22 protein-coding genes are annotated in these 24,325 nt (G+C 72.8%); 17 read left to right on the top strand and 5 right to left on the bottom strand.

The genetic code is table 11. The features are described 5' to 3' along the window. The first annotated feature begins 130 nt into the window (after window positions 1–130). Window positions 131–1,684: a PucR family transcriptional regulator gene (locus ACIO92_RS26895; protein ID WP_366443978.1), complete on the top strand. Its 1,554-nt coding sequence runs from the start codon at window positions 131–133 to the stop codon at window positions 1,682–1,684. Window positions 1,685–1,843: 159 nt separating this feature from the next. Here ACIO92_RS26895 and ACIO92_RS26890 read toward each other — a convergent pair whose 3' ends face one another. Continuing rightward, window positions 1,844–2,071: a hypothetical protein gene (locus tag ACIO92_RS26890; protein WP_366443979.1), complete on the bottom strand. Its 228-nt coding sequence runs from the start codon at window positions 2,069–2,071 to the stop codon at window positions 1,844–1,846. 384 nt (window positions 2,072–2,455) lie between these two features. On the opposite strand from ACIO92_RS26890, the gene ACIO92_RS26885 reads away from it, so the two are divergent. The 9 genes from ACIO92_RS26885 to ACIO92_RS26845 all read left to right on the top strand — a co-directional run bounded on the left by ACIO92_RS26885 (window position 2,456) and on the right by ACIO92_RS26845 (window position 13,913). Further along, window positions 2,456–3,430: an EamA family transporter gene (locus ACIO92_RS26885; protein WP_401241409.1), complete on the top strand. Its 975-nt coding sequence runs from the start codon at window positions 2,456–2,458 to the stop codon at window positions 3,428–3,430. 213 nt (window positions 3,431–3,643) lie between these two features. After that, window positions 3,644–5,089: an aldehyde dehydrogenase family protein gene (locus tag ACIO92_RS26880; protein WP_366443981.1), complete on the top strand. Its 1,446-nt coding sequence runs from the start codon at window positions 3,644–3,646 to the stop codon at window positions 5,087–5,089. A gap of 254 nt (window positions 5,090–5,343) precedes the next feature. After that, window positions 5,344–6,579, top strand: coding sequence for a 3-phosphoshikimate 1-carboxyvinyltransferase (gene aroA / locus ACIO92_RS26875; protein WP_366443982.1), 1,236 nt, complete (start codon window positions 5,344–5,346; stop codon window positions 6,577–6,579). Between the two features lie 33 nt (window positions 6,580–6,612). Next, window positions 6,613–7,863, top strand: coding sequence for a 1-deoxy-D-xylulose-5-phosphate reductoisomerase (dxr, locus tag ACIO92_RS26870; RefSeq protein ID WP_366443983.1), 1,251 nt, complete (start codon window positions 6,613–6,615; stop codon window positions 7,861–7,863). Continuing rightward, window positions 7,860–9,167, top strand: coding sequence for a M50 family metallopeptidase (locus ACIO92_RS26865; protein ID WP_402060224.1), 1,308 nt, complete (start codon window positions 7,860–7,862; stop codon window positions 9,165–9,167). The genes dxr and ACIO92_RS26865 overlap by 4 nt, the downstream gene beginning before the upstream one ends. A 103-nt stretch (window positions 9,168–9,270) precedes the next feature. Continuing rightward, window positions 9,271–10,428 carry a flavodoxin-dependent (E)-4-hydroxy-3-methylbut-2-enyl-diphosphate synthase gene (gene ispG, locus ACIO92_RS26860; RefSeq protein ID WP_351787056.1) on the top strand — a complete coding sequence of 386 codons (1,158 nt, stop codon included), beginning with the start codon at window positions 9,271–9,273 and terminating at the stop codon, window positions 10,426–10,428. Window positions 10,429–10,687: 259 nt separating this feature from the next. Then, complete coding sequence (locus ACIO92_RS26855) at window positions 10,688–11,533, top strand: GNAT family N-acetyltransferase (protein WP_366443985.1); 846 nt, start codon at window positions 10,688–10,690, stop codon at window positions 11,531–11,533. 28 nt (window positions 11,534–11,561) lie between these two features. After that, entirely contained in the window at window positions 11,562–12,107 is a 546-nt protein-coding gene (locus tag ACIO92_RS26850) for a GNAT family N-acetyltransferase (protein ID WP_366443986.1), read from the top strand. A 105-nt stretch (window positions 12,108–12,212) separates the two neighbouring features. Then, the gene (locus tag ACIO92_RS26845; protein WP_401241418.1) at window positions 12,213–13,913 is read left to right on the top strand and encodes a proline--tRNA ligase; all 1,701 of its coding nucleotides are present in this window, start codon (window positions 12,213–12,215) and stop codon (window positions 13,911–13,913) included. A gap of 248 nt (window positions 13,914–14,161) precedes the next feature. On the opposite strand, the gene ACIO92_RS26840 is transcribed toward ACIO92_RS26845, so the two are convergent. From ACIO92_RS26840 to ACIO92_RS26825, 4 genes are read right to left on the bottom strand one after another with little or no spacing between them, the layout of a single operon-like run. Next, window positions 14,162–15,103 (bottom strand): slipin family protein, encoded by a 942-nt coding sequence (locus ACIO92_RS26840; protein WP_366443988.1) that lies wholly within the window; start codon window positions 15,101–15,103, stop codon window positions 14,162–14,164. Between the two features lie 60 nt (window positions 15,104–15,163). Next, window positions 15,164–16,063 carry an aminoglycoside phosphotransferase family protein gene (locus ACIO92_RS26835; RefSeq protein WP_401241424.1) on the bottom strand — a complete coding sequence of 300 codons (900 nt, stop codon included), beginning with the start codon at window positions 16,061–16,063 and terminating at the stop codon, window positions 15,164–15,166. Between the two features lie 32 nt (window positions 16,064–16,095). Then, window positions 16,096–16,512 carry a DUF4439 domain-containing protein gene (locus ACIO92_RS26830; protein ID WP_366443990.1) on the bottom strand — a complete coding sequence of 139 codons (417 nt, stop codon included), beginning with the start codon at window positions 16,510–16,512 and terminating at the stop codon, window positions 16,096–16,098. Further along, complete coding sequence (locus ACIO92_RS26825) at window positions 16,509–17,087, bottom strand: hypothetical protein (RefSeq protein WP_366443991.1); 579 nt, start codon at window positions 17,085–17,087, stop codon at window positions 16,509–16,511. The genes ACIO92_RS26830 and ACIO92_RS26825 overlap by 4 nt, the downstream gene beginning before the upstream one ends. 169 nt (window positions 17,088–17,256) lie before the next feature. Here ACIO92_RS26825 and rimP point away from each other — a divergent pair, with 169 nt between their 5' ends. The 7 genes from rimP to truB all read left to right on the top strand — a co-directional run bounded on the left by rimP (window position 17,257) and on the right by truB (window position 24,155). Next, window positions 17,257–17,754, top strand: a complete 498-nt coding sequence (gene rimP / locus ACIO92_RS26820; protein WP_366443992.1) for a ribosome maturation factor RimP — start codon at window positions 17,257–17,259, stop codon at window positions 17,752–17,754. A 2-nt stretch (window positions 17,755–17,756) separates the two neighbouring features. Further along, window positions 17,757–18,752 (top strand): transcription termination factor NusA, encoded by a 996-nt coding sequence (gene nusA / locus ACIO92_RS26815; RefSeq protein WP_366443993.1) that lies wholly within the window; start codon window positions 17,757–17,759, stop codon window positions 18,750–18,752. A 75-nt stretch (window positions 18,753–18,827) separates the two neighbouring features. Further along, a complete protein-coding gene (locus ACIO92_RS26810) occupies window positions 18,828–19,109 on the top strand; it encodes a YlxR family protein (protein ID WP_366443994.1) in 282 nt (93 codons plus the stop codon). Window positions 19,110–19,264: 155 nt separating this feature from the next. Further along, window positions 19,265–22,348, top strand: a complete 3,084-nt coding sequence (gene infB / locus ACIO92_RS26805; RefSeq protein WP_366443995.1) for a translation initiation factor IF-2 — start codon at window positions 19,265–19,267, stop codon at window positions 22,346–22,348. Window positions 22,349–22,494: 146 nt separating this feature from the next. Continuing rightward, complete coding sequence (locus ACIO92_RS26800) at window positions 22,495–22,788, top strand: DUF503 domain-containing protein (protein WP_351787021.1); 294 nt, start codon at window positions 22,495–22,497, stop codon at window positions 22,786–22,788. Window positions 22,789–22,818: 30 nt separating this feature from the next. After that, entirely contained in the window at window positions 22,819–23,259 is a 441-nt protein-coding gene (rbfA, locus tag ACIO92_RS26795; protein ID WP_366443996.1) for a 30S ribosome-binding factor RbfA, read from the top strand. After that, window positions 23,256–24,155, top strand: coding sequence for a tRNA pseudouridine(55) synthase TruB (truB, locus tag ACIO92_RS26790; RefSeq protein ID WP_366443997.1), 900 nt, complete (start codon window positions 23,256–23,258; stop codon window positions 24,153–24,155). Before rbfA ends, truB begins: the two co-directional genes overlap by 4 nt. Window positions 24,156–24,325 lie beyond the last annotated feature (170 nt).

Below are 24,325 nucleotides of genomic sequence, written 5' to 3'. Positions count from 1 at the left end.
ACAGGCGGCGCCCGGCCGGACCCGCGCCCGGCCGTCCGCTCGGCCGAGCGGACGGCCGTCGGCCCTGGCACAATCGGGGGGCGCCGCTCGGTTGAGCGGCGCCCCCCTCCCAAAGGTCCGACGGTCCCCAATGCCGCCCACCCTCGCCTCGCTGGTCCAGCACTCCTCGCTCAAGCTCGTCGTCCGGGCCGGTGCGGACCGTCTCGACACCCCCGTCCGCTGGGCGCACGTCAGCGAGCTCGCCGACCCCGTCCCGTACATGGAGGGCGGCGAACTCCTCCTCACCACCGCGCTCACCCTCGACGCGGAGGACCTGGAGGCGATGCGCCGCTATGTGCGCAGGCTGATCGGCGCGGGCGTCGTCGGACTCGGCTTCGCCGTGGGCGTCAACCACGAGGAGATCCCGCCCGCCCTCCTCGACGCGGCCCGCGAGGAGCACCTGCCGCTGCTCGAAGTGCCCCGCAGGACCCCGTTCCTCGCCATCAGCAAGGCCGTCTCCGCGGCCATCTCCGCCGACCAGTACCGGGACGTCACGGCCGGTTTCGAGGTCCAGCGCGAGCTGACCAGGGCCGCCCTCGCCGAGGGGCCCGAGGCCGTCGTCGCCCGGCTCGCCGCGCACCTCGACGGCTGGGCCGCGCTCTACGACACCTCCGGCACCGTCGTCGCCGTCTCACCCGACTGGGCCGCCCGCAGGGCCGCCCGGCTCACCCCCGACGTGGAACGGCTCCGGGACCGCCCGGCGCCCGCGAGCGCCGTCGTCGGCGGTACGGAGGACCGCGTCGAACTCCAGTCGCTCGGCACCGGCCGCCGCGTCCGGGGCGCCCTCGCCGTCGGCACCGGCGCCCCCCTCGGCACCGGCGAGCGGTACGCCGTGCACTCGGCCATCGCCCTGCTCACCCTCACGACGGAACGTTCCCGCTCCCTCCAGGCGGCCGAGCAGCGCCTCGGCGCGGCGATCCTGCGGATGCTGCTCGCGGGCCAGCCGGACCACGCCCGCGCGGTCGCGGGCGATGTCTACGGCGGACTCCTCGACGCCCCCTTCCGGCTGCTCGTCGCCGAGTCCGCCGGGCCCGAACCCGCCGGGGGACCCTCGCTCCCGCTGCTCGCCGAGAACCTGGAGGCCGCCGCCGCCCGCGCGGGGGAGGCCGTCCTCACCGTGCCCGAGAGCGCCCAGCGGCTCGTCGTCCTCGCCGGGGACGGGGGCGCGGTCGTCACCGCCTGCCAGGAATACGCGGAACGGGAGGCGGAGGACGCCGGTGTCGTCGTCGGGCTGTCGGCGCCCGCCGGGCCCGCCCTGGCGGCAGCCGCGTACAAGCAGGCCGAGCAGGCGTTGTCGGTGGCCAGGCGGCGGGGCCGCGCGCTCGTCGAGCACGAGGACCTGGCGGCCGGTTCGGTGCTCCCGCTGCTCGCCGACGACGCCGTGCGCGCCTTCGCCGACGGGATGCTCCGCGCGCTCCGCGACCATGACGCGACGGGCCGGGGCGACCTGGTCGCCTCACTGCGCGCGTGGCTCTCGCGGCACGGCCAGTGGGACGCGGCGGCGGCCGACCTCGGCGTCCACCGGCACACCCTCCGCTACCGGATGCGACGGGTCGAGGAGATCCTCGGCCGCTCGCTGGACGACCCGGACGTACGGATGGAACTCTGGCTGGCCCTGAAGGCGACGGGCGGCGGCACGGACTGACCGGGGCCCGTCGGCTTCGTCGTACGGATACGGGCCGGGGGGGGCCGTCCGTACGAATACGGTCGGGATCCGGCCTGAGTCGGCGGCGTCCGTGGAGCGGGGCTCCTGCGCGTCCCCGTGCCCGCACCCGCTCCCGGTCGTCCGGTCCCGCCCGCCCCCTCAGTTCGAGCCGTCGCTGTTCCCGCCGCCGTCGCCGAGGACCGTGATGTCGTTGCCGCTCCTGCCGTTCGTGCCCCGGAACGGGCGGGAGCCGACCAGCCGCCCGGCCGCCAGGGTCACGGCGGACACCGCCCGGACCCAGCGGGGGCCGCCGCGCGCGGCCCACACCACACAGACGCAGCCCGCGAGGGCGAGCAGCAGGACACCGGTCAGTGCCAGCAGGATCATGGGGTTCCCCCTAGGTGTGTCGGTCGTTCTCCCTCACGGGTCCGGACATCCTGTCATCGCCGTACGGAAGCCGACGAGTCGCCGTGGCCCCGTGGCCCGTGGTCCCGTGCTCTCCGTAGGACGTCAGCGGGACGGGGGGACGGTTCCCTCGGGCGGGGAACTGCTCCGGCACCTGACGGCCGGCCATGGCGTGGAGACGGACCGGACGCCCCGCGCAGTCGGCGAAGTCGCCGGTCCCGTGGACGTTCTCGCGGGTTCCGATCGGCTGGTCCGCCGGGCCGGGGTGCAGTGCCTGCTGGAGTTTCCCCTTGTTCCAGGCGTCCGGTCTGCCCGGACGCGGGCAGATTCCTTGGCCGCCGGACCTGCGTTCTTTACTCTCTGTCCATGACAAGCCCCGCCGTCGATCCGGCCCCCGATACGCCCAGGACCGCACCCGCACCCCTCACCCCCGCCACCCCCTCGGTCCCCGTCCGCCGGATCACCGGCGCCGTGTGGGTCGCCCTCGGCATCGTCTACGTCGTCTGGGGCTCGACCTACCTCGGCATCCGGATCGTCGTCGAGACGATGCCGCCCTTCCTCTCCGCGGGCACCCGCTTCGTCACCGCGGGACTGCTGCTCGCCGGGATCATCGCCTGGCGCCGGGGCCCGGAGGCCCTCAAGGTCACCCGGCGGGAGCTCGGCTCCGCGGTCCTCGTCGGTCTGCTCCTGATCCTCGGCGGCAACGGTCTCGTCGTCCTCGCCGAGACCTCGATCCCGTCCGGTCTCGCCGCCCTGCTGATCTCCGTCGTCCCGGCGTGGGTCGTCCTCCTGAAGGCGACTTCCGGCCAGCGGCCGACCGCGGGCGGCCTCGCGGGGGTGCTCCTGGGGCTCGCCGGACTCGCCGTGCTGACCCTGCCCGGACTCAGCGGAGAGGTGAAGACGAGCGGCGTCCTGCTCGTCGTCATGGCGACCCTGCTCTGGTCCGTCGGCTCCTTCTCCTCCGCGCGCCTGCCGATGCCCAAGGACCCGTTCACCGCCAGCGCGTACGAGATGATCGCGGGCGGCCTCGGCGGTCTGCTCGTCGGACTGGTCAGGGGCGAGCAGCGCGGGCTCGACCTGGCGGCGATATCGGGGCGCTCCTGGGTGGCCCTCGCCGGTCTGGTGGTCTTCGGCTCGCTGATCGCGTTCACCGCGTACGCCTGGCTGCTCCAGGCCGCCCCGCTCTCGCTGGTCGCCACCTACGCGTACGTGAACCCCGTCGTCGCCGTCGCTCTCGGCGCCCTCGTCCTGAACGAGGCGCTGACCTGGTCCATCGTCCTCGGCGGTGCGATCGTCGTCGGAGGGGTCTGGCTGATCGTCTCCACGGAGCGGCGCGGCTGACGGACGGGCAGGGGAGGCCGGTGCGCCCGGCACGGCGCCTCTGCCGGGCGCGGGACGGCGACCCCTCGGCGGATGGCCGGAATCCGTTCGGCCAATTCGGACAGAGGTTTGGTCTCATCACTCCACAGCGGACAAGCCCATGCCCGCCGCCCCGGCCCTAACGTGTCACGAGAGCAATCGCTCGCTCCCCGAAACGGAAAGGGCCGGGACGCAATGACGACCACCCACGCCTTCTGGCTCGCCGGCCGCGAGGCCACCGGCGAGGCCACCTTCGACGTCACGAACTCGTACGACGGACGTCTGGTCGGCAAGGTCAGCGTGCCCACCGAGGCCCAGGTCGAGGAGGCCGTCGCCGCCGCGCACGCCGTCGTCGACGAGTTCGCCGCCACCCCGGCGCACGTCCGCGCCGCCGCCCTCGACCACGTGTCGAAGCGGCTCGCCGAGCGCACCGAGGAGATCGCCCAGGTCATCTCCGCCGAGAACGGCAAGCCCGTCAAGTGGGCCCGCGGCGAGGTCGGCCGTGCCGTCTCCGTCTTCCGTTTCGCCGCCGAGGAGGCCCGCCGCTGGAACGCGGGCGAGGCCCAGCGCCTGGACACCGAGGCGGGCGGCGCGGGCCGCCTCGCCCTCACCCGCCGGATGCCCAAGGGCGTCGTCCTCGGCATCGCGCCGTTCAACTTCCCGCTGAACCTCAGCGCCCACAAGGTCGCCCCGGCCATCGCCGTCGGCGCCCCGATCATCCTCAAGCCGGCTCCGTCGACCCCGATCTCCTCCCTGATCCTGGGCGAGATCCTGGCCGAGACCGACCTCCCGGCCGGTTCCTGGTCGATCCTGACCGTGCCGAACGACCGGATGCCCGCCCTGGTCCAGGACGAGCGCCTCCCCGTCATCTCCTTCACCGGCTCCGACAAGGTCGGTTACGCCATCCAGCGGTCGGTGCCGCACAAGCACTGCACCCTGGAGCTGGGCGGCAACGCCGCCGCCGTCGTCCTCCCCGACTGGTCCTCCGAGGAGGACCTGGACTGGGCGGCGAGCCGGATCGCGACCTTCTCCAACTACCAGGGCGGCCAGTCCTGCATCTCCGTCCAGCGCGTGATCGTCGACTCCTCCGTCCACGACCGCCTGCTGCCGAAGATCGTCGCCGCCGTCGAGGCCCAGGTCACCGGTGACCCGTCCGACGCCGCCACCGACGTCGGCCCGCTGGTCGACGAGGCCGCCGCCGTGCGCGTCGAGTCCTGGGTGGACGAGGCCGTCGCGGCCGGTGCCAAGCTCCTCACCGGTGGCAAGCGCGAGGGCGCGACCTACGCGCCGACCGTCCTCACCGACCTTCCGGCGGACGTCACCCTCGCCCGCTCCGAGGTTTTCGGGCCGGTCCTGACCATCGCGAAGGCGGACGGCGAGGCCGCGGCCTTCGCCGCGGTCAACGACTCCGACTTCGGCCTCCAGGCCGGTGTCTTCACCCGGGACCTCCAGGCCGCCTTCCGCGCCCACCGCGTCCTGGAGGTCGGTGGCGTGATCATCGGTGACGTGCCCTCGTACCGCGCCGACCAGATGCCGTACGGCGGTGCCAAGCGGTCCGGCGTGGGCCGCGAGGGCGTCAAGTTCGCGATGGACGACTACACCTACGAGCGCGTCCTCGTCCTGACGGGCCTCGCCCTCTAGGCGCGGGCCCGGGGCGCTCCCAAGGGGCGCCCCGCCGGGGCACACGCCCCACCGGACCAGGCGGTCCGGACCCACTGTGCGGGGGTCCGGACCGCCTTTCGTCGCACCGGGACCACAGAGGCCCGGGAACCTCCACCCGGCGGGGGCCCCGCGAGCCCGGGGCTCCCGCCCGTACGGCCGCTCCGGCCGCTCCTCCCGTTCCGTCATGCGGAACACCCCACCTTCCGGCGGGTCCACCCGGCAGGATGAGGGGCGTGACCGTCATAGACATCCCCGGCTCCAAGTCCGTCACCGCCCGCGCGCTGTTCCTCGCCGCCGCGGCCGAGGGCACCACCACCCTCCTGCGGCCCCTCGTCTCCGACGACACCGAGGGCTTCGCCGAAGGGCTCACCGCCCTCGGCTACGCCGTCCGTCGAGAGCCCGGCGCCTGGCACATCGAGGGCCGCCCCGCCGGTCCCGGCGCCGACAGCGCCGACGTCTACTGCCGCGACGGCGCCACCACCGCCCGCTTCCTGCCCACCCTCGCCGCCGCGGGCCACGGCACCTACCGCTTCGACGCCTCCGCCCAGATGCGCCGCCGTCCCCTCGGCCCGCTCACCGAGGCCCTGCGCACCCTCGGCGTCGACCTGCGGCACGGCGAGAAGGAGGGCCACCACCCGCTCGCCGTCCACGCCCACGGGGTGAAGGGCGGCGCGCTCACCCTCGACGCCGGACAGTCCTCCCAGTACCTGACGGCCCTCCTGATGCTGGGCCCGCTCACCACCGAGGGCCTCGACATCACCGTCACCGACCTGGTCTCGGAGCCGTACGTCGAGATCACCCTCGCCATGATGCGCAGCTTCGGCGCCGACGTCCGCCAGGAGGGACGCACCTACCGGGTCGCCCCGACCGGCTACCGCGCCCGGACCTACGGCATCGAGCCCGACGCCTCCACGGCCAGCTACTTCTTCGCCGCCGCCGCGCTCCTGCCCGGCCGTTCCGTCACCGTCCCCGGGCTCGGCACCGGCGCCCTCCAGGGCGACCTCGCCTTCGTCGACGTCCTGCGCCGGATGGGCGCCGACGTCGAGACCACCGACGCGGGCACCACCGTCCGCTCCACCGGCACCCTGCGCGGACTCACCGTCAACATGCGGGACATCTCCGACACCATGCCCACCCTGGCCGCCCTCGCGCCCTTCGCCGACGGACCGGTCCGCATCGAGGACGTCGCCAACACCCGGGTCAAGGAGTGCGACCGCCTCGACGCCTGCGCCGAGAACCTGCGCCGCCTCGGCATCACCGTGCGCACCGGCCCCGACTGGATCGAGATCCACCCCGGCACGCCCACCGGACCGGCCGGGATCGCCACCCACGGCGACCACCGGATCGTCATGTCCTTCGCGGTCACCGCCCTGCGCACCCCCGGCATCGGCTACGACGACCCCGGCTGTGTGAAGAAGACGTTCCCCGACTTCCACCGGGCGTTCGACGCGTTCGTCCGCACCCCGTGAAGAGCGCGCGGGGTTTGGGGCAAGAATGGGGGCATGAGCGACCGCCCCTCTCCTCTCGCCGACCCCCATATCGCCTTCGACGTGTCCGAAGGACGCCGGGACATCGTCGTCCTCGGTTCCACGGGGTCCATCGGCACCCAGGCCATCGACCTGGTCCTGCGCAACCCCGACCGCTTCCGGGTCACCGCCCTTGCCGCGTCCGGCGGCCGGGTCGGCCTCCTCGCCGAGCAGGCGCACCGGCTGAAGGTCGCCGCGGTCGCCGTGGCCCGCGAGGAGGCGCTGCCGGAACTGCGCGAGGCGCTGAAGGACCGGTACGGCTCCGAGCCGCTGCCCGAACTGCTCGCGGGGCCCGACGCGGCCACACAGCTGGCCGCCTCCCCGTGCCACACCGTCCTCAACGGCATCACCGGCTCCATCGGTCTCGCGCCGACCCTCGCCGCCCTCGAAGCGGGCCGCACCCTCGCCCTCGCCAACAAGGAGTCGCTGATCGTCGGCGGCCCCCTGGTGAAGGCGCTCGCGAAGCCCGGCCAGATCATCCCGGTCGACTCCGAGCACGCGGCCCTCTTCCAGGCGCTGGCCGCGGGCACCCGCGCCGACGTCCGCAAGCTGGTCGTCACCGCCTCCGGCGGCCCCTTCAGGGGACGTACGCGCGCCCAGCTCGCCGACGTCACCCGCGAGGACGCGCTCGCCCACCCGACCTGGGCGATGGGCCCGGTGATCACGGTGAACAGCGCGACCCTGGTGAACAAGGGCCTGGAGGTCATCGAGGCCCATCTGCTCTACGACATCCCCTTCGACCGCATCGAGGTCGTCGTCCACCCGCAGTCGTACGTTCACTCGATGGTCGAGTTCACCGACGGCTCGACCCTCGCCCAGGCCACCCCGCCGGACATGCGCGGCCCGATCGCCATCGGCATCGGCTGGCCCGAGCGGGTCCCGGACGCGGCCCCCGCCTTCGACTGGACCAAGGCCTCCACCTGGGAGTTCTTCCCGCTGGACACCGAGGCCTTCCCGTCCGTGGGCCTCGCCCGGCACGTCGGCGCGCTGGGCGGCACCGCCCCCGCCGTCTTCAACGCCGCCAACGAGGAGTGCGTGGCGGCGTTCCTGGCCGGACGGCTGCCGTTCAACGGCATCATGGACACGGTCACGGCGGTCGTGACGGAACACGGCACCCCTCGTACGGGAACCTCCCTCACCGTCCCGGACGTCCTCGAAGCGGAGACCTGGGCCCGTGCTCGGGCCCGAGAGCTCGCAGCGAAGGCAACAGCGGAGGCCCGCGCATGAACGAAACGCTCCTGTACGTCCTGGGCATCGTCCTGTTCGCTCTCGGGCTGCTCGTCTCGATCGCCTGGCACGAACTGGGACACCTCTCCACCGCCAAGCTCTTCGGCATCCGCGTCCCGCAGTACATGGTCGGCTTCGGCCCCACCATCTGGTCCCGGAAGCGCGGCGAGACCGAGTACGGCATCAAGGCCATCCCCGCCGGCGGCTACATCCGCATGATCGGCATGTTCCCGCCGGGCGACGACGGACGGATCGAGGCCCGCTCCACCTCGCCCTGGCGCTCCATGATCGAGGACGCCCGCGAAGCCTCGTACGAGGAACTCCAGCCCGGCGACGAGACCCGCCTCTTCTACACGCGCAAGCCGTGGAAGCGCGTCATCGTCATGTTCGCCGGACCCTTCATGAACCTGGTCCTGGCCGCCGCGCTGTTCTTCGGCTCGATGATGACGCTCGGCACCGAAGGCCAGACGACCCAGGTCGCGGGCGTCCAGAAGTGCGTCATCAAGCAGAGCGAGAAGCGCGAGAAGTGCGCGCCGGGCGACCCCGTCTCCCCGGCGTACCGGGCGGGCCTGAAGGACGGCGACAGGATCGTCGCCTTCAACGGCACCCCGGTCAAGGACTGGGACGCCCTCTCCGACCGCATCCGCGACACCATGGGCCCCGCGACGGTCACCGTCGAACGGGCCGGACAGCGGATCGACCTGCACCCCACCCTGGTCTCCAACAAGGTGCCGAAGAAGGACGCCGACGGCAAGATCGTCCAGCCGCTGACCTACATCGACGCCGGATACCTCGGCTTCGCCTCCAAGACCGAGGTCGCGCCCCTCACCTTCGGCGAGACCAGCGACCGCATGGTCGACCTCATGCAGAACGGCGTCCACTCGGTCATCGCCCTCCCCGGCAAGATCCCCGGTCTGTGGGACGCCACCTTCGGGGACGGCGAACGCGCCGACGACTCCCCGGTCGGCGTCGTCGGCGCCGCCCGGCTCACCGGCGAGCTCATGACCGTCGAAGCCCCGCCCGAGCGGATCCTCGTCTGGTTCATGAACATCCTGGTGATGTTCAACGTCTCGCTGTTCCTGTTCAACATGCTCCCGCTGCTCCCGCTCGACGGCGGCCACATCGCGGGCGCCCTCTGGGAGTCCCTGCGCCGCCGGACGGCCAGGATCTTCAAGCGCCCCGACCCCGGCCCCTTCGACGTGGCGAAGCTGATGCCCGCCGCGTACGTGGTGGCGGGAGTCTTCGTCTGCTTCACGCTGCTCGTGCTCGCCGCCGACCTCGTCAACCCGGTGAAGATCACGTAACCCCCAGGGGGGTCGGACCCGTACGTGTCCGGCCCCCCACGCCCGGGGCGGTAACCTCGATTACCTGAGCCCGCCGACGCACAACCCTGAGGTTGCACAGAAGATGACCGCGATTTCTCTCGGTATCCCGACCGTCCCGACCCGGCTCGCCGAGCGGCGCAAGAGCCGCCAGATCCAGGTCGGCACCGTGGCCGTCGGCGGTGACGCACCCGTCTCGGTGCAGTCGATGACGACCACCCGCACGTCCGACATCGGCGCCACCCTCCAGCAGATCGCCGAGCTGACCGCCTCCGGCTGCCAGATCGTGCGCGTGGCCTGCCCGACCCAGGACGACGCCGACGCCCTCGCGGTCATCGCGCGGAAGTCGCAGATCCCCGTCATCGCCGACATCCACTTCCAGCCCAAGTACGTCTTCGCCGCGATCGACGCGGGCTGCGCCGCCGTCCGCGTCAACCCGGGCAACATCAAGCAGTTCGACGACAAGGTCAAGGAGATCGCCAAGGCGGCCTCCGACGCCCGCACCCCCATCCGGATCGGCGTCAACGCGGGCTCGCTCGACGCCCGGCTGCTGAAGAAGTACGGCAAGGCCACCCCCGAGGCGCTCGTCGAGTCCGCCCTCTGGGAAGCCTCCCTCTTCGAGGAGCACGGCTTCCGCGACATCAAGATCTCGGTCAAGCACAACGACCCGGTCATCATGGTCGAGGCCTACCGCCAGCTCGCCGCCCAGTGCGACTACCCGCTGCACCTCGGCGTCACCGAGGCGGGCCCCGCCTTCCAGGGCACCATCAAGTCGGCCGTCGCCTTCGGCGCCCTGCTCTCCCAGGGCATCGGCGACACCATCCGGGTCTCCCTCTCCGCCCCGCCGGCCGAGGAGATCAAGGTCGGTATGCAGATCCTGGAGTCGCTGAACCTGCGCCAGCGCCGTCTGGAGATCGTCTCCTGCCCGTCCTGCGGCCGCGCCCAGGTCGACGTCTACAAGCTCGCCGAGGAGGTCACCGCCGGGCTCGACGGCATGACCGTCCCGCTGCGCGTCGCCGTCATGGGCTGTGTCGTCAACGGCCCCGGCGAGGCCCGCGAGGCCGACCTCGGTGTCGCCTCCGGCAACGGCAAGGGCCAGATCTTCGTCAAGGGCGAGGTCATCAAGACCGTCCCCGAGTCGAAGATCGTCGAGACCCTCATCGAGGAAGCGCTGAAGATCGCCGAGCAGATGGAGAAGGACGGCGTCGCCAGCGGCGAACCCACGATCGCCGTCGCGGGCTGAGCGCACCCTCCCTCTCCCGGCTTCGCTTCGCCTCAAGGGCGCTTCAGCCGGTGGACCGCCCCCGGCCGGTCCGGTGAGGCCCGCTCCCCGGTACCGGCCGCCGTGCGATCGGGCCGAGCCCCCCCCCGGACCCGCCCGGCGATCACGCCGTCACCGCCCCGTCGCCCCCCGGCGGCGGGGCTCCGTGCTGCCAAGGGCGGGCCCCGGGCCCGCCGGGTAGAGTGCGCAGACCAGCAGAACCGTACGGTGAGGGCCCTTCGTGTTGACACAACCCGCCACCCGGGTCCTCGAACCCGCCGATCTCGGCGCCGCACTCGCCGTCCTGGAGAGCGCCCCCGTCGAGAACGCCTTCGTGACCGCCCGTGTCCAGGTCGCCGGGCTCGACCCCTGGCGTCTCGGCGGCGAGATGTGGGGCTGGTACCAGGAGGGAAGGCTCCGCTCGCTCTGCTACTCGGGCGCCAACCTGGTGCCCCTCTGCGCCACCCCCGAGGCCGTCCGGGCCTTCGCCGACCGGGCCCGCAGGACCGGCCGCCGCTGCTCCTCCATCGTCGGCCCCGCCGAGCCGACCGCCGAACTCTGGCGGCTCCTGGAACCCAGCTGGGGACCCGCCAGGGACGTACGCGCCCGCCAGCCGCTGATGGTCGCCGAGGAACCCTCCACCACCGTCGCCGCCGACCCGCTGGTCCGCCGCGTCCGCAAGGACGAGATGGACGTGATCATGCCCGCCTGCGTGGCCATGTTCACCGAGGAGGTCGGCGTCTCCCCGCTCGCCAACGACGGCGGACTGCTCTACCAGGCCAGGGTCGCCGAACTCGTCGGCTCCGGCCGGTCGTTCGCCCGCGTCGAGAACGGCGAGGTCGTCTTCAAGGCCGAGATCGGCGCCGCGACGAACCGCGCCTGCCAGATCCAGGGCGTCTGGGTCGCCCCCGAACACCGGGGCAAGGGCCTGTCCGAGACCGGCATGGCCGCCGTCCTCCGGTACGCCCTGGCCGACATCGCCCCCGTCGTCAGCCTCTACGTCAACGACTACAACACCCCCGCGCGGGCCGCGTACCGCCGGGTCGGCTTCCGCGAGACCGGCGCCTTCATGAGCGTGCTGTTCTGAGACCCGGCCCGCTTGTAGGGTGCGCCGCATGGATGACGCAGACGCCGTGGTCGGACCGGTCAATCTCGCCGCCCGGGTGGACGAGGCCCTCGCCGTGCAGGCACTCGCCTTCGGCCTGGGCCGCGACGAGGTCGCCGTCCGCCGCCACATCGTGCTGCGCCACCTGCTGTGCACCGGCGCCCGCGCCCACGGCGCCACCACGCCCGACGGGACCCTCGTCGGCTTCGTGTACGGGATGCCCAACGACCGCTCCCACTGGTGGTCCACCGTCGTCGAGTCGTATCTGCGGATCACCGGCGCCAACGACTGGCTCGACGACTCCTTCGTCATCACCGAGCTGCACGTCCACCCCGCCCACCAGGGGAAGGGCATCGGCCGGAAGCTGATCACCACCATCACCGACGGAGCCGCCGAGCCCCGCTCGATCCTCTCGGCGATCGACACCGAGAGCCCCGCCCGGGGCCTCTACCGTTCCCTCGGCTACCAGGACCTCGCCCGCCAGGTGCACTTCCCGAGCGCCGCCCGCCCGTACGCCGTGATGGGCGCGCCGCTGCCGCTGCCGCGCCGGAACTGATTTCTCCGAGCAGGGGCGGCCCGGCTAACCTCCTAGCCATCACCTCCCCCCTTCCCGGCCCCGTCCGGACGGGGGGACCATCCGCCCGGCAGGAGTACGAGAACCATGGCCAACGCACCGGTCCAGCGCATGTCCCAGTTGATGGCGAAGACGCTGCGCGACGACCCGGCCGACGCCGAGGTCCTCAGCCACAAGCTCCTCGTGCGCGCCGGATACGTGCGCCGCACCGCCGCCGGCATCTGGAGCTGGCTGCCCCTCGGCAAGAAGGTCCTCTCCAACGTCGAGCGGATCGTCCGCGAGGAGATGGACGCCATCGGCGCGCAGGAGGTCTCCCTGCCCGCGCTGCTGCCCCGCGAGCCCTACGAGGCCACCGGCCGCTGGGAGGAGTACGGCGCCGAGCTGTTCCGCCTCCAGGACCGCAAGGGCGGCGACTACCTCCTCGGCCCGACCCACGAGGAGATCTTCACCCTCCTGGTCAAGGACCAGTGCTCGTCCTACAAGGACCTGCCCGTGATCCTCTACCAGATCCAGACCAAGTTCCGCGACGAGGCCCGGCCCCGCGCCGGCATCCTGCGCGGCCGCGAGTTCCTGATGAAGGACTCGTACTCCTTCGACACCGAGGACGAGGGCCTGGCCCACTCCTACGGGCTGCACCGCCAGGCCTACCAGCGGGTCTTCGAGCGCCTCGGCCTCGACTACCGCATCGTCGCCGCCACCGCCGGTGCCATGGGCGGCTCCAAGTCCGAGGAGTTCCTCGCCCCGGCCGAGGCGGGCGAGGACACCTTCGCCGACTGCCCGAACTGCGACTTCGCCGCCAACACGGAGGCGATCTCCTACGAGCTCGTGCCCGTCGACGGCTCCGCGGTCCCGGCCGCCGAGGAGATCCCCACCCCCGACACCCCGACCATCGAGACCCTCGCCGCCTCGCTGGGCGTCCCCGCCTCCGCGACCCTGAAGAACCTCCTGGTGAAGGTCGACGGCGAGATCGTCGCCGTGGGCGTCCCCGGCGACCGCGAGGTGGACCTGGGCAAGGTCGAGGAGCACTTCGCCCCGGCGACCGTCGAGATGGTCACCGAGACCGACTTCGCGGACCGCGCGGACCTCGTCCGCGGCTACGTCGGCCCGCAGGGCCTGGAGAAGGTCCGGTACGTCGCCGACCCGCGCGTCGCGCCCGGCACGGCGTGGATCACCGGCGCCAACAAGGAGCACACCCACGCGAAGAACGTCGTCGCGGGCCGTGACTTCGAGGTCGACGAGTACGTGGACGTCGTCGTCGTACGGGAGGGCGACCCGTGCCCCAAGTGCGGCACCGGCCTCACGCTGGACCGCGCCATCGAGATCGGCCACATCTTCCAGCTCGGCCGCAAGTACGCCGACGCCCTCAAGCTCGACGTCCTCGGCCAGCAGGGCAAGCCGGTCCGCGTGACCATGGGCTCGTACGGCATCGGGGTCTCGCGCGCGGTCGCCGCCCTCGCCGAGCAGACCGCCGACGACAAGGGCCTGTGCTGGCCCGCCGAGGTCGCCCCGGCCGATGTGCACGTCGTCGCCGCGGGCAAGGCCCTCCAGACCGAGCTGGCCCTGGAGGTCTCCGACAAGCTGTCCGCCGCCGGGCTGCGCGTCCTGGTCGACGACCGCGCGGGCGTCTCCCCGGGCGTCAAGTTCACCGACGCGGAGCTGATGGGCGTCCCGAAGATCCTGGTGGCCGGACGCCGCTCGGGCGAGGGCGTCGTGGAGCTGAAGGACCGCCGCACGGGCGAGCGCGAGGAGCTGACCGTCGACGAGGCGCTCGCCCGCCTCACCGCCTGAACCGTTCCCCGGGCCCCCGGCGGCCCGAGGCGTCCCCTCGCCCGACCGGGGGCCTGAGGCATCGCTCCTCGTCCGCCCGGGGAATCCCTCAGCCGACCGGCGGCGGCCCGATGTACGGCCCCCGCCCCTCGGCCTGGAGAGGGGAGGCACCGCCCCACCCGAGGCGGTGCCTCCGCCGTGTCCGCCGTGCCCGCCCGCTCCACCGGACGGGCACGGCGGACGTCGTCGCCCTCCCGGGCCGTACGTCCTCAGACCGTGTCCTCCCGGGGCGCCGGTTCCACCGAGGGCCCGGTCAGGTCCTCCACCGCCTCCCGCGCGTCCACCGGACCCGTCGGCGCGGGAGCGCCCGGCGGCACGGCGGGAATCGGTGGCGCGGGCTCGGGTGTGGGCTGGGGCGCGGGTGTCGGCCCGGCCGGATCGGTCCCGCCGACCGGGGTCGCCCGCTCCAGGAACCGGAGCAGCTCCACCGGGATCGGCAGGACCAGGGTCGAGTTCTTCTCCGCCGACACCGCCATCACCGTCTGCAGCAGCCGCAGCTGGAGCGCCGCCGGCTGCTCGGACATCACGGCCGCCGCCTGCGCCAGCTTCTTCGACGCCTGGAGCTCCGCGTCCGCGTTGATCACCCGCGCGCGCCGCTCCCGGTCCGCCTCCGCCTGCCGGGCCATCGACCGCTTCATCGTCTCCGGCAGGGACACGTCCTTGATCTCGACCCGGTCGATCTGCACGCCCCAGCCGATCGCGGGGGAGTCCAGCATCAGTTCGAGGCCCTGGTTGAGCTTCTCGCGGTTCGACAGCAGGTCGTCGAGGTCGCTCTTGCCGATGATCGACCGCAGGGACGTCTGGGCCATCTGGGAGACCGCGAACCGGTAGTCCTCGACCCGGACGATCGCCTCCGCAGGGTCGACGACCCGGAAGTAGACCACCGCGTCGACCCGGACCGTGACGTTGTCCCGGGTGATGCCCTCCTGCGCGGGCACCGGCATCGTGACGATCTGCATGTTGACCTTGTGGAGCCGGTCCATGGCCGGGACGACCATGGTGAAGCCCGGCCCCCTGATGCCCTCGCGCAGCCGCCCGAAGCGGAAGACGACCCCGCGCTCGTACTGCTTCACGACACGCGCCGCGGCACCCGCGTACACGGCGACCGCGGCTCCCGCGCCCGCCACGGCGAACAGCAGTTCTTCGATCATCACGGCTCCTCGGATCGAGCCGAACCATACAAAGCCGAACCGTACAAAAAGGGTATTCCCCTAAAGCCAGCCCGCGAACTCCAGGAGCAGCTCTGCATCCTGCCGCCGTCCCGCCGCCAGCGCCCGTGTCCCCGACTCGACCGCGCGGAACAGGGTCCAGCCGCGCAGCCGCTCCCGGTCCACCTCCAGGGAGTCCGCCAGCCTGTTGACCCGCCGCCGGGCCGCCGAGGCGCCGGAGGAGGCGGCCACCAGGTCCTCGACCCGGTCCCGGACCAGCCGGGCCAGGTCGTAGGCCCGCTCCCCGACCAGCGGCTCGGGCCCGACGACCAGCCAGGGCGCCCGGTCCCCGCCGAGCACCTTGCCCTGCCGGAAGTTCCCGTGCAGCAGCATCGTCTCGGCCGCGCCCGCGAGCAGCTCCCCGCGCGCGTCGAGCGCCGCCGAGGCCAGCCCGCCGGCCGTCGCGTCGGCACGGTGGTGCTCCAGCGCCGAGGACTGCCGGGCGGTCCGCTCGGCCACCGACTCGAAGCCGTGCCCCGCCGGGGGCTCGACCCACAGCTTCCGTACGGTCCCGGCCGCCTCCAGGAGCGCCTTCGCCTCCGGGAGGGAGCGCAGGGACACCTCGGGGTGCAGCCGTTCGAGGAGGAGCACGTCCTCCGGGGCGCCGTCGAGCAGCCGGACCGCGCCCCAGCCGTTCCAGTGCGCCAGCGCGTCCCGCTCCCGGTCGGGCCGGGCGAACGGCGGCGCGACCTTCAGCGCGGCGGGGGAGCCGTCGGGCCGCCGGACGAGCACGACCAGGCTGCTCCGGCCACCGGGCGCCACCACCCGTTCGGCGGCCAGGGAGGCGCGGCCGACCAGGTGGCCGGTGAGCTCGGGCAGCTTCCCCAGCCACTCGGCCGCGACGGTGTCCCCGTACGTCTCACCGAGCGTCCTGACCAGGCGCTGCGGCGGTTCGAAAGCCATGGGTACGTCGATCCTTCGGTCGGGGAGCGGGCTCACACCCGCTCGGCGAGCCCAGGAAAGGTTACGCCGCCGCCGCGCCAGCGCACGGCCCGTACCGCCGCCTCGGCGAGTGCCGCGGCGGCCTCCCGCCGGGCCGCCCCCGCGGTGGCCCTGACCAGGTCGGAGTACACCCCGGCCACCCGGTCCTCCAGGACGGCGGCGAGCCGGACGGCCCCGGCCGGGCCGGTCACCGGGAACGGCAGCGCGTACGCGGCCTCCGCCGCCACCGGGGCGCCGCCGAGGTCGCGCACGGCCCGGCGCAGCGCGTCCCGGCGCGCCCGGTGGGCCTCGTAGGCGGCGGTGGCCTCGGCGCGGCGGTCGGGGGCCACCCGGGCGCCGACCACTCCGTACCCGTACACGGCCGCGTGCTCGGCGGCCAGCGCCGCCCGGGTGGCGTCGAGGGCGCTCACGCGCGGGCTCCTTCGGTCAGCAGGAAGGCGTGGGCGGCGCCCGCGGCGGCCACGGAGGCCAGTAGCCGGGCGTACTCGGGCGGCGCGGTGAGCAGGGCGGCGGTGTGCGCGGCGGAGGCGGTGCGGGCGGCCCGCGCGAGGTCGGTGAGCGCGGTCCGGGGGTCGGCGGCCACGGGCACGGGGGGCCGGGGACGCCCGGACGGTTCCCGGGTACCGGCGGCGGTGGGGGAGGGGCCGGTCGTCGTGCCGCCGTCGGGGGCCGTCACCGGGGAGGTCGTCGTACCGCCCTCGGCGAGGGCGGCGGTGTGCGCCGCCGCCGAGCGGCGCAGCGGGGCCAGCCGGGCGGCGAGCGCCGGATGGGCGGCGAGGGTCGTGTCGTAACGTTCCAGCAGGGTCCGGGAGACGGTCACGGAGCGCTCCCGGAGAGCGGTCTCGGCGCGGGCCGCCCGTGCGGCCTCCGCCTCGGCCGCGCTCGGCCGCCGGGGCGCCGGGTTCCCGGGGACGCAGCCCGTCAGGGCCGTCGCGGCGGTGCAGAACCCCGCCACCAGGAGCGCGCGCCTGTCCGTCGTCGTCACGCTCTCTCCCTCGGCCGTGGCGGGTCGTCGAAGATCTTCGGGATCACCGCAGGCGAGCGTACCCGTGGCCCTCGGGCGGGTGGACGGCAACACCCTCCGGGACCGGATACCCTTTGGTCAGACACGCGACGAACCCCACAACAGCACACGCGGCCGAGGAGTCACCCGGATGAGCACCACCCAGAGCGACAGGCTGCGCGGACTCGTGGAGCCGCTCGTCCACGCGAAGGACCTGGATCTGGAAGAGATCGAGGTGTCCCGGGCGGGTCGGCGCGGACTGGTGAGGATCGTCGTCGACTCGGACGAGGGCGTGGAGCTGGACACCTGCGCCGAACTGAGCCGCGCGATCTCCGAGAAGCTCGACGAGACCGACGTGATGGGCGAGGGCGAGTACGTCCTCGAAGTCAGCTCCCCCGGCGCCGACCGCCCCCTGACCGAGCACCGCCACTACGTACGGGCCACCGGTCGGCTGGTGAAGCTCCAGCTCGCCGAGGACGGCGAGCTGGTCGCGCGGATCCTCGCGGTGGACGAGGACGGTCTCGACCTCGAAGTGCCGGGCGTGAAGGGGCGCAAGCCCACCGCCCGCCGGGTCGGGTTCGCGGATGTCGTCAGGGCGCGTGTCGAGATCGAGTTCAACCGCAAGGACAAGAAGGAAGAGGAGGCGTAGCCGTGGACATCGACGTGAAGCTGCTCAAGGGCTTGGCGCAGGAGAAGGAGATCTCCTTCGAACTGCTGGTCGAGGCGATCGAGTCGGCCCTCCTCATCGCCTATCACCGCACCCCCGACGCCCGCCGCCACGCGCGCGCGGAGCTGGACCGGCTGACCGGTCACGTGACGGTGTGGGCGAAGGAAGACCCCTCCGAGCTGGAGGAGGGCCAGGAGCCCAAGGACTTCGACGACACCCCGTCCGACTTCGGACGGATCGCCGCGAGCACCGCCCGCCAGGTGATCCAGCAGCGGCTGCGGGACGCCGAGAACGACGTGACGTTCGGCGAGTACGCGCGCCGCGAGGGCGATGTCGTCGCCGGTGTGGTGCAGCAGGGCAAGGACCCGAAGAACGTCCTCGTCCGGCTGGACGACAAGCTGGAGGCCATCCTCCCGGTGCAGGAGCAGGTGCCGGGCGAGGAGTACACGCACGGTCTGCGGCTGCGCACGTACGTCGTCCGGGTGGCGAAGGGCGTGCGCGGTCCGTCCGTGACGCTCTCGCGGACGCACCCCAACCTGGTGAAGAAGCTGTTCGCCCTGGAGGTGCCGGAGATCGCGGACGGCTCGGTCGAGATCTCGGCCATCGCCCGTGAGGCCGGTCACCGCACCAAGATGGCGGTCCGTTCCACCCGTTCGGGTCTGAACCCCAAGGGCGCCTGCATCGGCCCGATGGGCAGCCGGGTCCGCAACGTGATGGCGGAGCTGCTCGGAGAGAAGATCGACATCGTCGACTGGTCGGACGACCCGGCCGAGATGGTGGCGAACGCGCTCTCCCCGGCGCGGGTCTCCAAGGTCGAGATCGTCGACATGGCGGCCCGCTCCGCCCGGGTCACCGTGCCGGACTACCAGCTGTCGCTGGCCATCGGCAAGGAGGGGCAGAACGCCCGCCTGGCCGCGCGCCTGACCGGCTGGCGGATCGACATCCGGCCGGACACGGAGCCGGACGGTCCGCAGGACTGAGACCGTTTTCAGGCCAACGAGTGTTCGAATCTTGCCCCAAACAGGTGAGGTCGGTACGGGGAGGTAGACTTAATCGTGTCTGGCTGGACGCAGACCCGCGCGTGCCCTGAGCGAACCTGCGTGGGATGCCGGGAGCGAGCGGCCAAGAGCGGACTGCTGCGCATCGTGATGGCAAAGGACGAGTGCGTTCCGGATCATCGCGGTACGCTGCCCGGCCGGGGTGCGTATCTGCATCCCGCCGTGACTTGTCTCGATCTGGCGGTCCGCCGCCGAGCGTTCCCGAGGGCCTTCAGGCTCCAGGGCCCGCTCGACACCGCGGCACTCCGCCACCACGTCGAGCATTCGGCACAGCAGTGAAGAAGCACGGCACTGGGGGACACCCCGTGCGGTCAGGTACCTCGCGAGTTGGAAGTAGGTCGAGATTGCGATGAGCACCACTCGATGAGTACGCGATGAGTACGCCCATGAAGTAGCGACGGTCCGGCGTTCAACCCGGACCTCAAAGGAGCGAAGTGGCTAAGGTCCGGGTATACGAACTCGCCAAGGAGTTCGGTGTGGAGAGCAAGGTCGTCATGGCCAAGCTCCAGGAACTCGGTGAGTTCGTCCGTTCGGCGTCCTCGACGATCGAGGCGCCGGTCGTGCGCAAGTTGACTGACGCTTTGCAGGGTCCCGGTGGCAACGCCGGCAAGACCGCTGCCAAGCCCGGCGCGCCCCGCAAGGCGACGCCCACCCCCGCCGCGCCGAAGCCGGCGTCGGCCACCCCCGCGCCGTCCCCGGCGCAGGCGGCACGTCCCGCCGCCCCGAAGCCTGGCGCGCCCACCCCGGCGCCCAAGCCCGCGGTGGCGGAGAAGCCCGCGGCGCAGGCTCCGGCCACGCGTCCGACCCCGGGTCCGAAGCCCCCGGCCGCGCCGAAGCCGGCGCCCGCCTCCCCGGCTCCGACGACTCCGGAGTTCACCGCGCCTCCGGCGGCCCCGGCCGCCCAGCGCCCCGCCGGTGCGACCCCGGGCCCCCGCCCGGCCGCCGCCCGTCCGGGCCAGGCGTCCCGCCCGCAGGGCCAGGGCGCGCCGCGCCCCGGCGGCCAGCAGGCCCCCCGTCCGGGCGGCAACCGTCCGGCCGGTCCCCGTCCGGGCAACAACCCGTTCACCTCGGGCGGCTCCACCGGCATGGCGCGTCCGCAGACGCCCCGTCCCGGTGGCGGCGCCCCGCGTCCCGGCGGCCCCGGTGCCGCGCCGGGCGCCCCGCGCCCGCAGGGCGGCCCCGGCGGCGCCCCGCGTCCGCAGGGTCAGGGCGGTCAGCGTCCCACCCCCGGTGGGATGCCCCGTCCGCAGGCTCCCCGTCCGGGCGGCGCGCCCGGCGGTAACCGTCCGAACCCGGGCATGATGCCGCAGCGTCCCGCTGCCGGTCCGCGTCCCGGTCCCGGCGGTCGTGGCCCCGGTGGCCCCGGCGGTCGTCCGGCCGGTCCCGGCGGCGGTGCCGGTGGCGGTCGTCCCGGCTTCGCCGGTCGTCCGGCCGGTCCCGGCGGTGGCGGCGGCGGCTTCGCCGGTCGTCCCGGCGGTCCCGGTGGTGGCGGCGGCGGTCGTCCGGGTGGTCCCGGCGGCGGTGGCGGCGGCTTCGGCGGTCGTCCCGGCGGCTTCGGTGGCCGTCCCGGTGGTCCCGGTGCCCGTGGTGGCACGCAGGGCGCCTTCGGCCGCCCCGGCGGTCCCGCGCGTCGTGGTCGCAAGTCGAAGCGTCAGAGGCGCCAGGAGTACGAGGCCATGCAGGCCCCGTCCGTGGGCGGCGTGATGCTTCCCCGCGGTGGCGGCGAGGTCATCCGCCTGTCGCGCGGTGCCTCCCTCACCGACTTCGCCGAGAAGATCGGCGCCAACCCGGCGTCGCTCGTCGCGGTGATGATGAACCTCGGCGAGATGGTCACGGCGACGCAGTCGGTCTCCGACGACACGCTGACGATGCTCGGCGAGGAGATGAACTACACCGTTCAGATCGTCTCGCCCGAGGAGGAGGACCGCGAGCTGCTCGAGTCCTTCGACATCGAGTTCGGCGAGGACGAGGGCGGCGAAGAGGCCCTGGTCTCCCGTCCGCCGGTCGTCACCGTCATGGGTCACGTCGACCACGGAAAGACCCGACTGCTCGACGCGATCCGCAAGACGAACGTCGTCGCGGGCGAGGCCGGTGGCATCACCCAGCACATCGGTGCCTACCAGGTCGGTACCGAGGTCAACGGCGAAGAGCGTCGCATCACCTTCATCGACACCCCGGGTCACGAGGCGTTCACCGCCATGCGTGCCCGTGGTGCGAAGTCGACCGACATCGCGATCCTCGTGGTCGCGGCCAACGACGGCGTCATGCCGCAGACGATCGAGGCGCTCAACCACGCCAAGGCCGCCGGCGTCCCGATCGTCGTCGCGGTCAACAAGATCGACGTCGAGGGCGCGGACCCGACCAAGGTCCGCGGTCAGCTGACCGAGTTCGGTCTGGTGGCCGAGGAGTACGGCGGCGACACCATGTTCGTCGACATCTCCGCCAAGCAGGGTCTGCACATCGACTCCCTGCTGGAGGCCGTCGTCCTCACCGCCGACGCCTCGCTCGACCTGCGGGCCAACCCGAACCAGGACGCCCAGGGCATCGCGATCGAGTCCCACCTCGACCGTGGTCGTGGTGCGGTCTCGACCGTCCTGGTCCAGCGCGGAACGCTGCGCATCGGCGACACCGTGGTGGTCGGCGACGCGTACGGCCGTGTCCGGGCGATGCTCGACGACAAGGGCAACAACGTCGAGGAGGCGACCCCGTCGACTCCCGTCCTGGTGCTCGGTCTCACCAACGTGCCGGGTGCCGGCGACAACCTCCTGGTCGTCGACGAGGACCGTACGGCGCGTCAGATCGCCGAGAAGCGTGCGGCGCGTGAGCGCAACGCCGCCTTCGCCAAGCGCGTCCGCCGGGTGTCCCTCGAGGACCTCGACAAGGTGCTCAAGGCCGGTCTCGTCCAGGAACTCAACCTCATCATCAAGGGCGACGCGTCCGGTGCGGTCGAGGCCCTGGAAGCCTCGCTGCTCCAGCTCGACGTCGGCGAAGAGGTCGACATCCGTGTCCTGCACCGCGGTGTGGGTGCGGTCACCGAGTCGGACATCGACCTGGCCATGGGCTCCGACGCCATCGTCATCGGCTACAACGTCCGTGCGGCCGGCCGTGCCGCGCAGATGGCGGAGCGCGAGGGCGTCGACGTCCGGTACTACTCGGTCATCTACCAGGCGATCGAGGAGATCGAGGCGGCCCTGAAGGGTCTCCTCAAGCCGGAGTACGAAGAGGTCGAGCTCGGTACGGCGGAGATCCGCGAGGTCTTCCGCTCGTCCAAGCTGGGCAACATCGCCGGTGTCCTCATCCGCTCCGGCGAGGTCAAGCGCAACACCAAGGCGCGCCTCGTCCGCGACGGCAAGGTCATCGCCGAGGACCTCACGATCCACGGTCTGCGCCGCTTCAAGGACGACGTCACCGAGATCCGCGAAGGCTTCGAGGGCGGTATCAACCTCGGAAACTTCAACGACATCAAGATCGACGACGTCATCGCGACGTACGAGATGCGCGAGAAGCCGCGCGCCTGACGCGTCCGCTCGCAGCACTGAGCCGGGGCCGGTCGGCGGAAAGTATTCCGTCGATCGGCCCCGGCCGTTGCGTGTACGGTTTCGGATGTCCCCGCCGGTTCGTCGGCGGGGCACCGAACCCGAACCGGCGGGACATCCGGGCACACATGTACGTGGGGACCCTGTCCTTCGATCTGCTCCTCGGCGACATACGTTCGTTGAAGGAGAAACGCTCCGTCGTCAGGCCGATCGTCGCCGAGCTGCACCGGAAGTTCGCGGTGAGCGTGGCGGAGACCGGCGACCAGGACCTCCACCGGCGGGCCGAGATCGGCGTGGCGATGGTGTCCGGGGACCCGGGACACCTCAGCGACGTGCTGGACCGGTGCGAGCGGCTCGTCGCCGCCCGCCCCGAGGTGGAGCTGCTGTCGGTGCGCCGCAGGCTCCACACTGATGAAGACTGATCTGAGCAAGGCGAAGAAGGAGAAGGACCAGTGGCCGACAACGCGCGGGCGAAGAAGCTGGCGGACCTCATCCGGGAGGTGGTCGCCGAGAAGCTGCAGCGCGGCGTCAAGGACCCCCGACTGGGTACGCACGTGACCATCACGGACACCCGTGTCACCGGTGATCTGCGGGAGGCCACGGTCTTCTACACGGTCTACGGCGACGACGAGGAGCGGGCGAGCGCCGCCGCCGGACTGGAGAGCGCCAAGGGCGTCCTCCGTTCGGCCGTGGGCCGCGCCGCGGGCACCAAGTTCACCCCGACGCTGACCTTCGTGGCGGACGCCCTTCCGGAGAACGCCAAGACGATCGAGAGCCTCCTCGACAGGGCGCGGGCCTCGGACGCCCAGGTGCGGGAGGCGTCCTCGGGCGCCGCCTTCGCGGGCGAGGCCGACCCCTACAAGAAGCCGGGCGAGGACGAAGCCGCCGAATGAGCAACGCAGCAGCCACGCCCGACGGCCTTGTCATCGTCGACAAGCCGTCGGGCTTCACCTCGCACGACGTCGTGGCCAAGATGCGGGGGATCGCGAAGACCCGCCGCGTCGGCCACGCGGGCACGCTCGACCCGATGGCGACCGGAGTCCTCGTCCTCGGTGTGGAGCGGGCCACCAAGCTTCTCGGTCACCTCGCGCTGACCGAGAAGGAGTACCTGGGCACCGTCCGGCTGGGCCAGAGCACGGTCACCGACGACGCCGAGGGCGAGATCACCGCCTCCGTGGACGCCTCCGAGGTGACCCGCGAGGGCATCGACGCGGGCGTCGCCGAGCTGACCGGCGCCATCATGCAGGTCCCGTCGAAGGTCTCCGCGATCAAGATCGACGGCAAGCGCTCGTACGCGCGGGTGCGCGGCGGCGAGGAGTTCGAGATCCCGGCCCGTCCGGTCACCGTCTCGTCCTTCCAGGTGTACGACGTGCGCGCGGCGACCGCCGAGGACGGCACCCCCGTCCTCGACCTGGTCGTCTCCGTCGTCTGCTCCTCCGGTACGTACATCCGGGCGCTCGCCCGGGACCTCGGCGCGGGCCTCGGCGTGGGCGGTCATCTGACCGCGCTGCGGCGCACCCGGGTCGGTCCGTACAAGCTGGACTCCGCCAAAACGCTGGACCAGCTCCAGGAGGAGCTGACGGTCATGCCGGTCGCCGACGCGGCCTCGGCGGCGTTCCCCCGCTGGGACGTCGACGAGAAGCGGGCCGGACTGCTGCTCAACGGGGTCCGGCTCGACATGCCGGAGTACCCGGCGGGTCCCGTCGCGGTCTACGGGCCGGCGGGGAACCTGCTCGCGCTCGTCGAGGCCCAGCGGGGCAAGGCGAAGAGCCTCGCCGTCTTCGGCTGAGACCGGGCCCCGGTCCTTGCCGGACCGCGGGGCCCAGAACGTTCACGGTGGGGGGGGGGCGCGCGCGGGGCCCCCCCCCCGCGCTTGCACCAGTTTGTGTCGCCCCGCCGCGGGGGGGGGGGGCAGCCGCGGCGGGCACCCCGCGCAGGCCGGGGGCGGGGGGCGGGGTG

The sequence above is a fragment of the Streptomyces sp. NPDC087215 genome, from assembly GCF_044744885.1.
In the GTDB taxonomy this organism is placed as follows: Bacteria; Actinomycetota; Actinomycetes; order Streptomycetales; family Streptomycetaceae; genus Streptomyces.
This window is presented reverse-complemented; position numbering and strand designations above follow the sequence as displayed.

Coding starts and splice junctions, on each gene's coding strand:
- ACIO92_RS26895 (WP_366443978.1), top strand. CDS start 131: ATGCCGCCCACCCTCGCCTCGCTGGTCCAGCACTCCTCGCTCAAGCTC.
- ispG (WP_351787056.1), top strand. CDS start 9,271: ATGACCGCGATTTCTCTCGGTATCCCGACCGTCCCGACCCGGCTCGCC.
- ACIO92_RS26850 (WP_366443986.1), top strand. CDS start 11,562: ATGGATGACGCAGACGCCGTGGTCGGACCGGTCAATCTCGCCGCCCGG.
- ACIO92_RS26835 (WP_401241424.1), bottom strand. CDS start 16,063: ATGGCTTTCGAACCGCCGCAGCGCCTGGTCAGGACGCTCGGTGAGACG.
- rimP (WP_366443992.1), top strand. CDS start 17,257: ATGAGCACCACCCAGAGCGACAGGCTGCGCGGACTCGTGGAGCCGCTC.
- truB (WP_366443997.1), top strand. CDS start 23,256: ATGAGCAACGCAGCAGCCACGCCCGACGGCCTTGTCATCGTCGACAAG.
- ACIO92_RS26880 (WP_366443981.1), top strand. CDS start 3,644: ATGACGACCACCCACGCCTTCTGGCTCGCCGGCCGCGAGGCCACCGGC.
- ACIO92_RS26840 (WP_366443988.1), bottom strand. CDS start 15,103: ATGATCGAAGAACTGCTGTTCGCCGTGGCGGGCGCGGGAGCCGCGGTC.
- ACIO92_RS26885 (WP_401241409.1), top strand. CDS start 2,456: ATGACAAGCCCCGCCGTCGATCCGGCCCCCGATACGCCCAGGACCGCA.
- ACIO92_RS26845 (WP_401241418.1), top strand. CDS start 12,213: ATGGCCAACGCACCGGTCCAGCGCATGTCCCAGTTGATGGCGAAGACG.
- ACIO92_RS26865 (WP_402060224.1), top strand. CDS start 7,860: ATGAACGAAACGCTCCTGTACGTCCTGGGCATCGTCCTGTTCGCTCTC.
- ACIO92_RS26800 (WP_351787021.1), top strand. CDS start 22,495: ATGTACGTGGGGACCCTGTCCTTCGATCTGCTCCTCGGCGACATACGT.
- dxr (WP_366443983.1), top strand. CDS start 6,613: ATGAGCGACCGCCCCTCTCCTCTCGCCGACCCCCATATCGCCTTCGAC.
- ACIO92_RS26890 (WP_366443979.1), bottom strand. CDS start 2,071: ATGATCCTGCTGGCACTGACCGGTGTCCTGCTGCTCGCCCTCGCGGGC.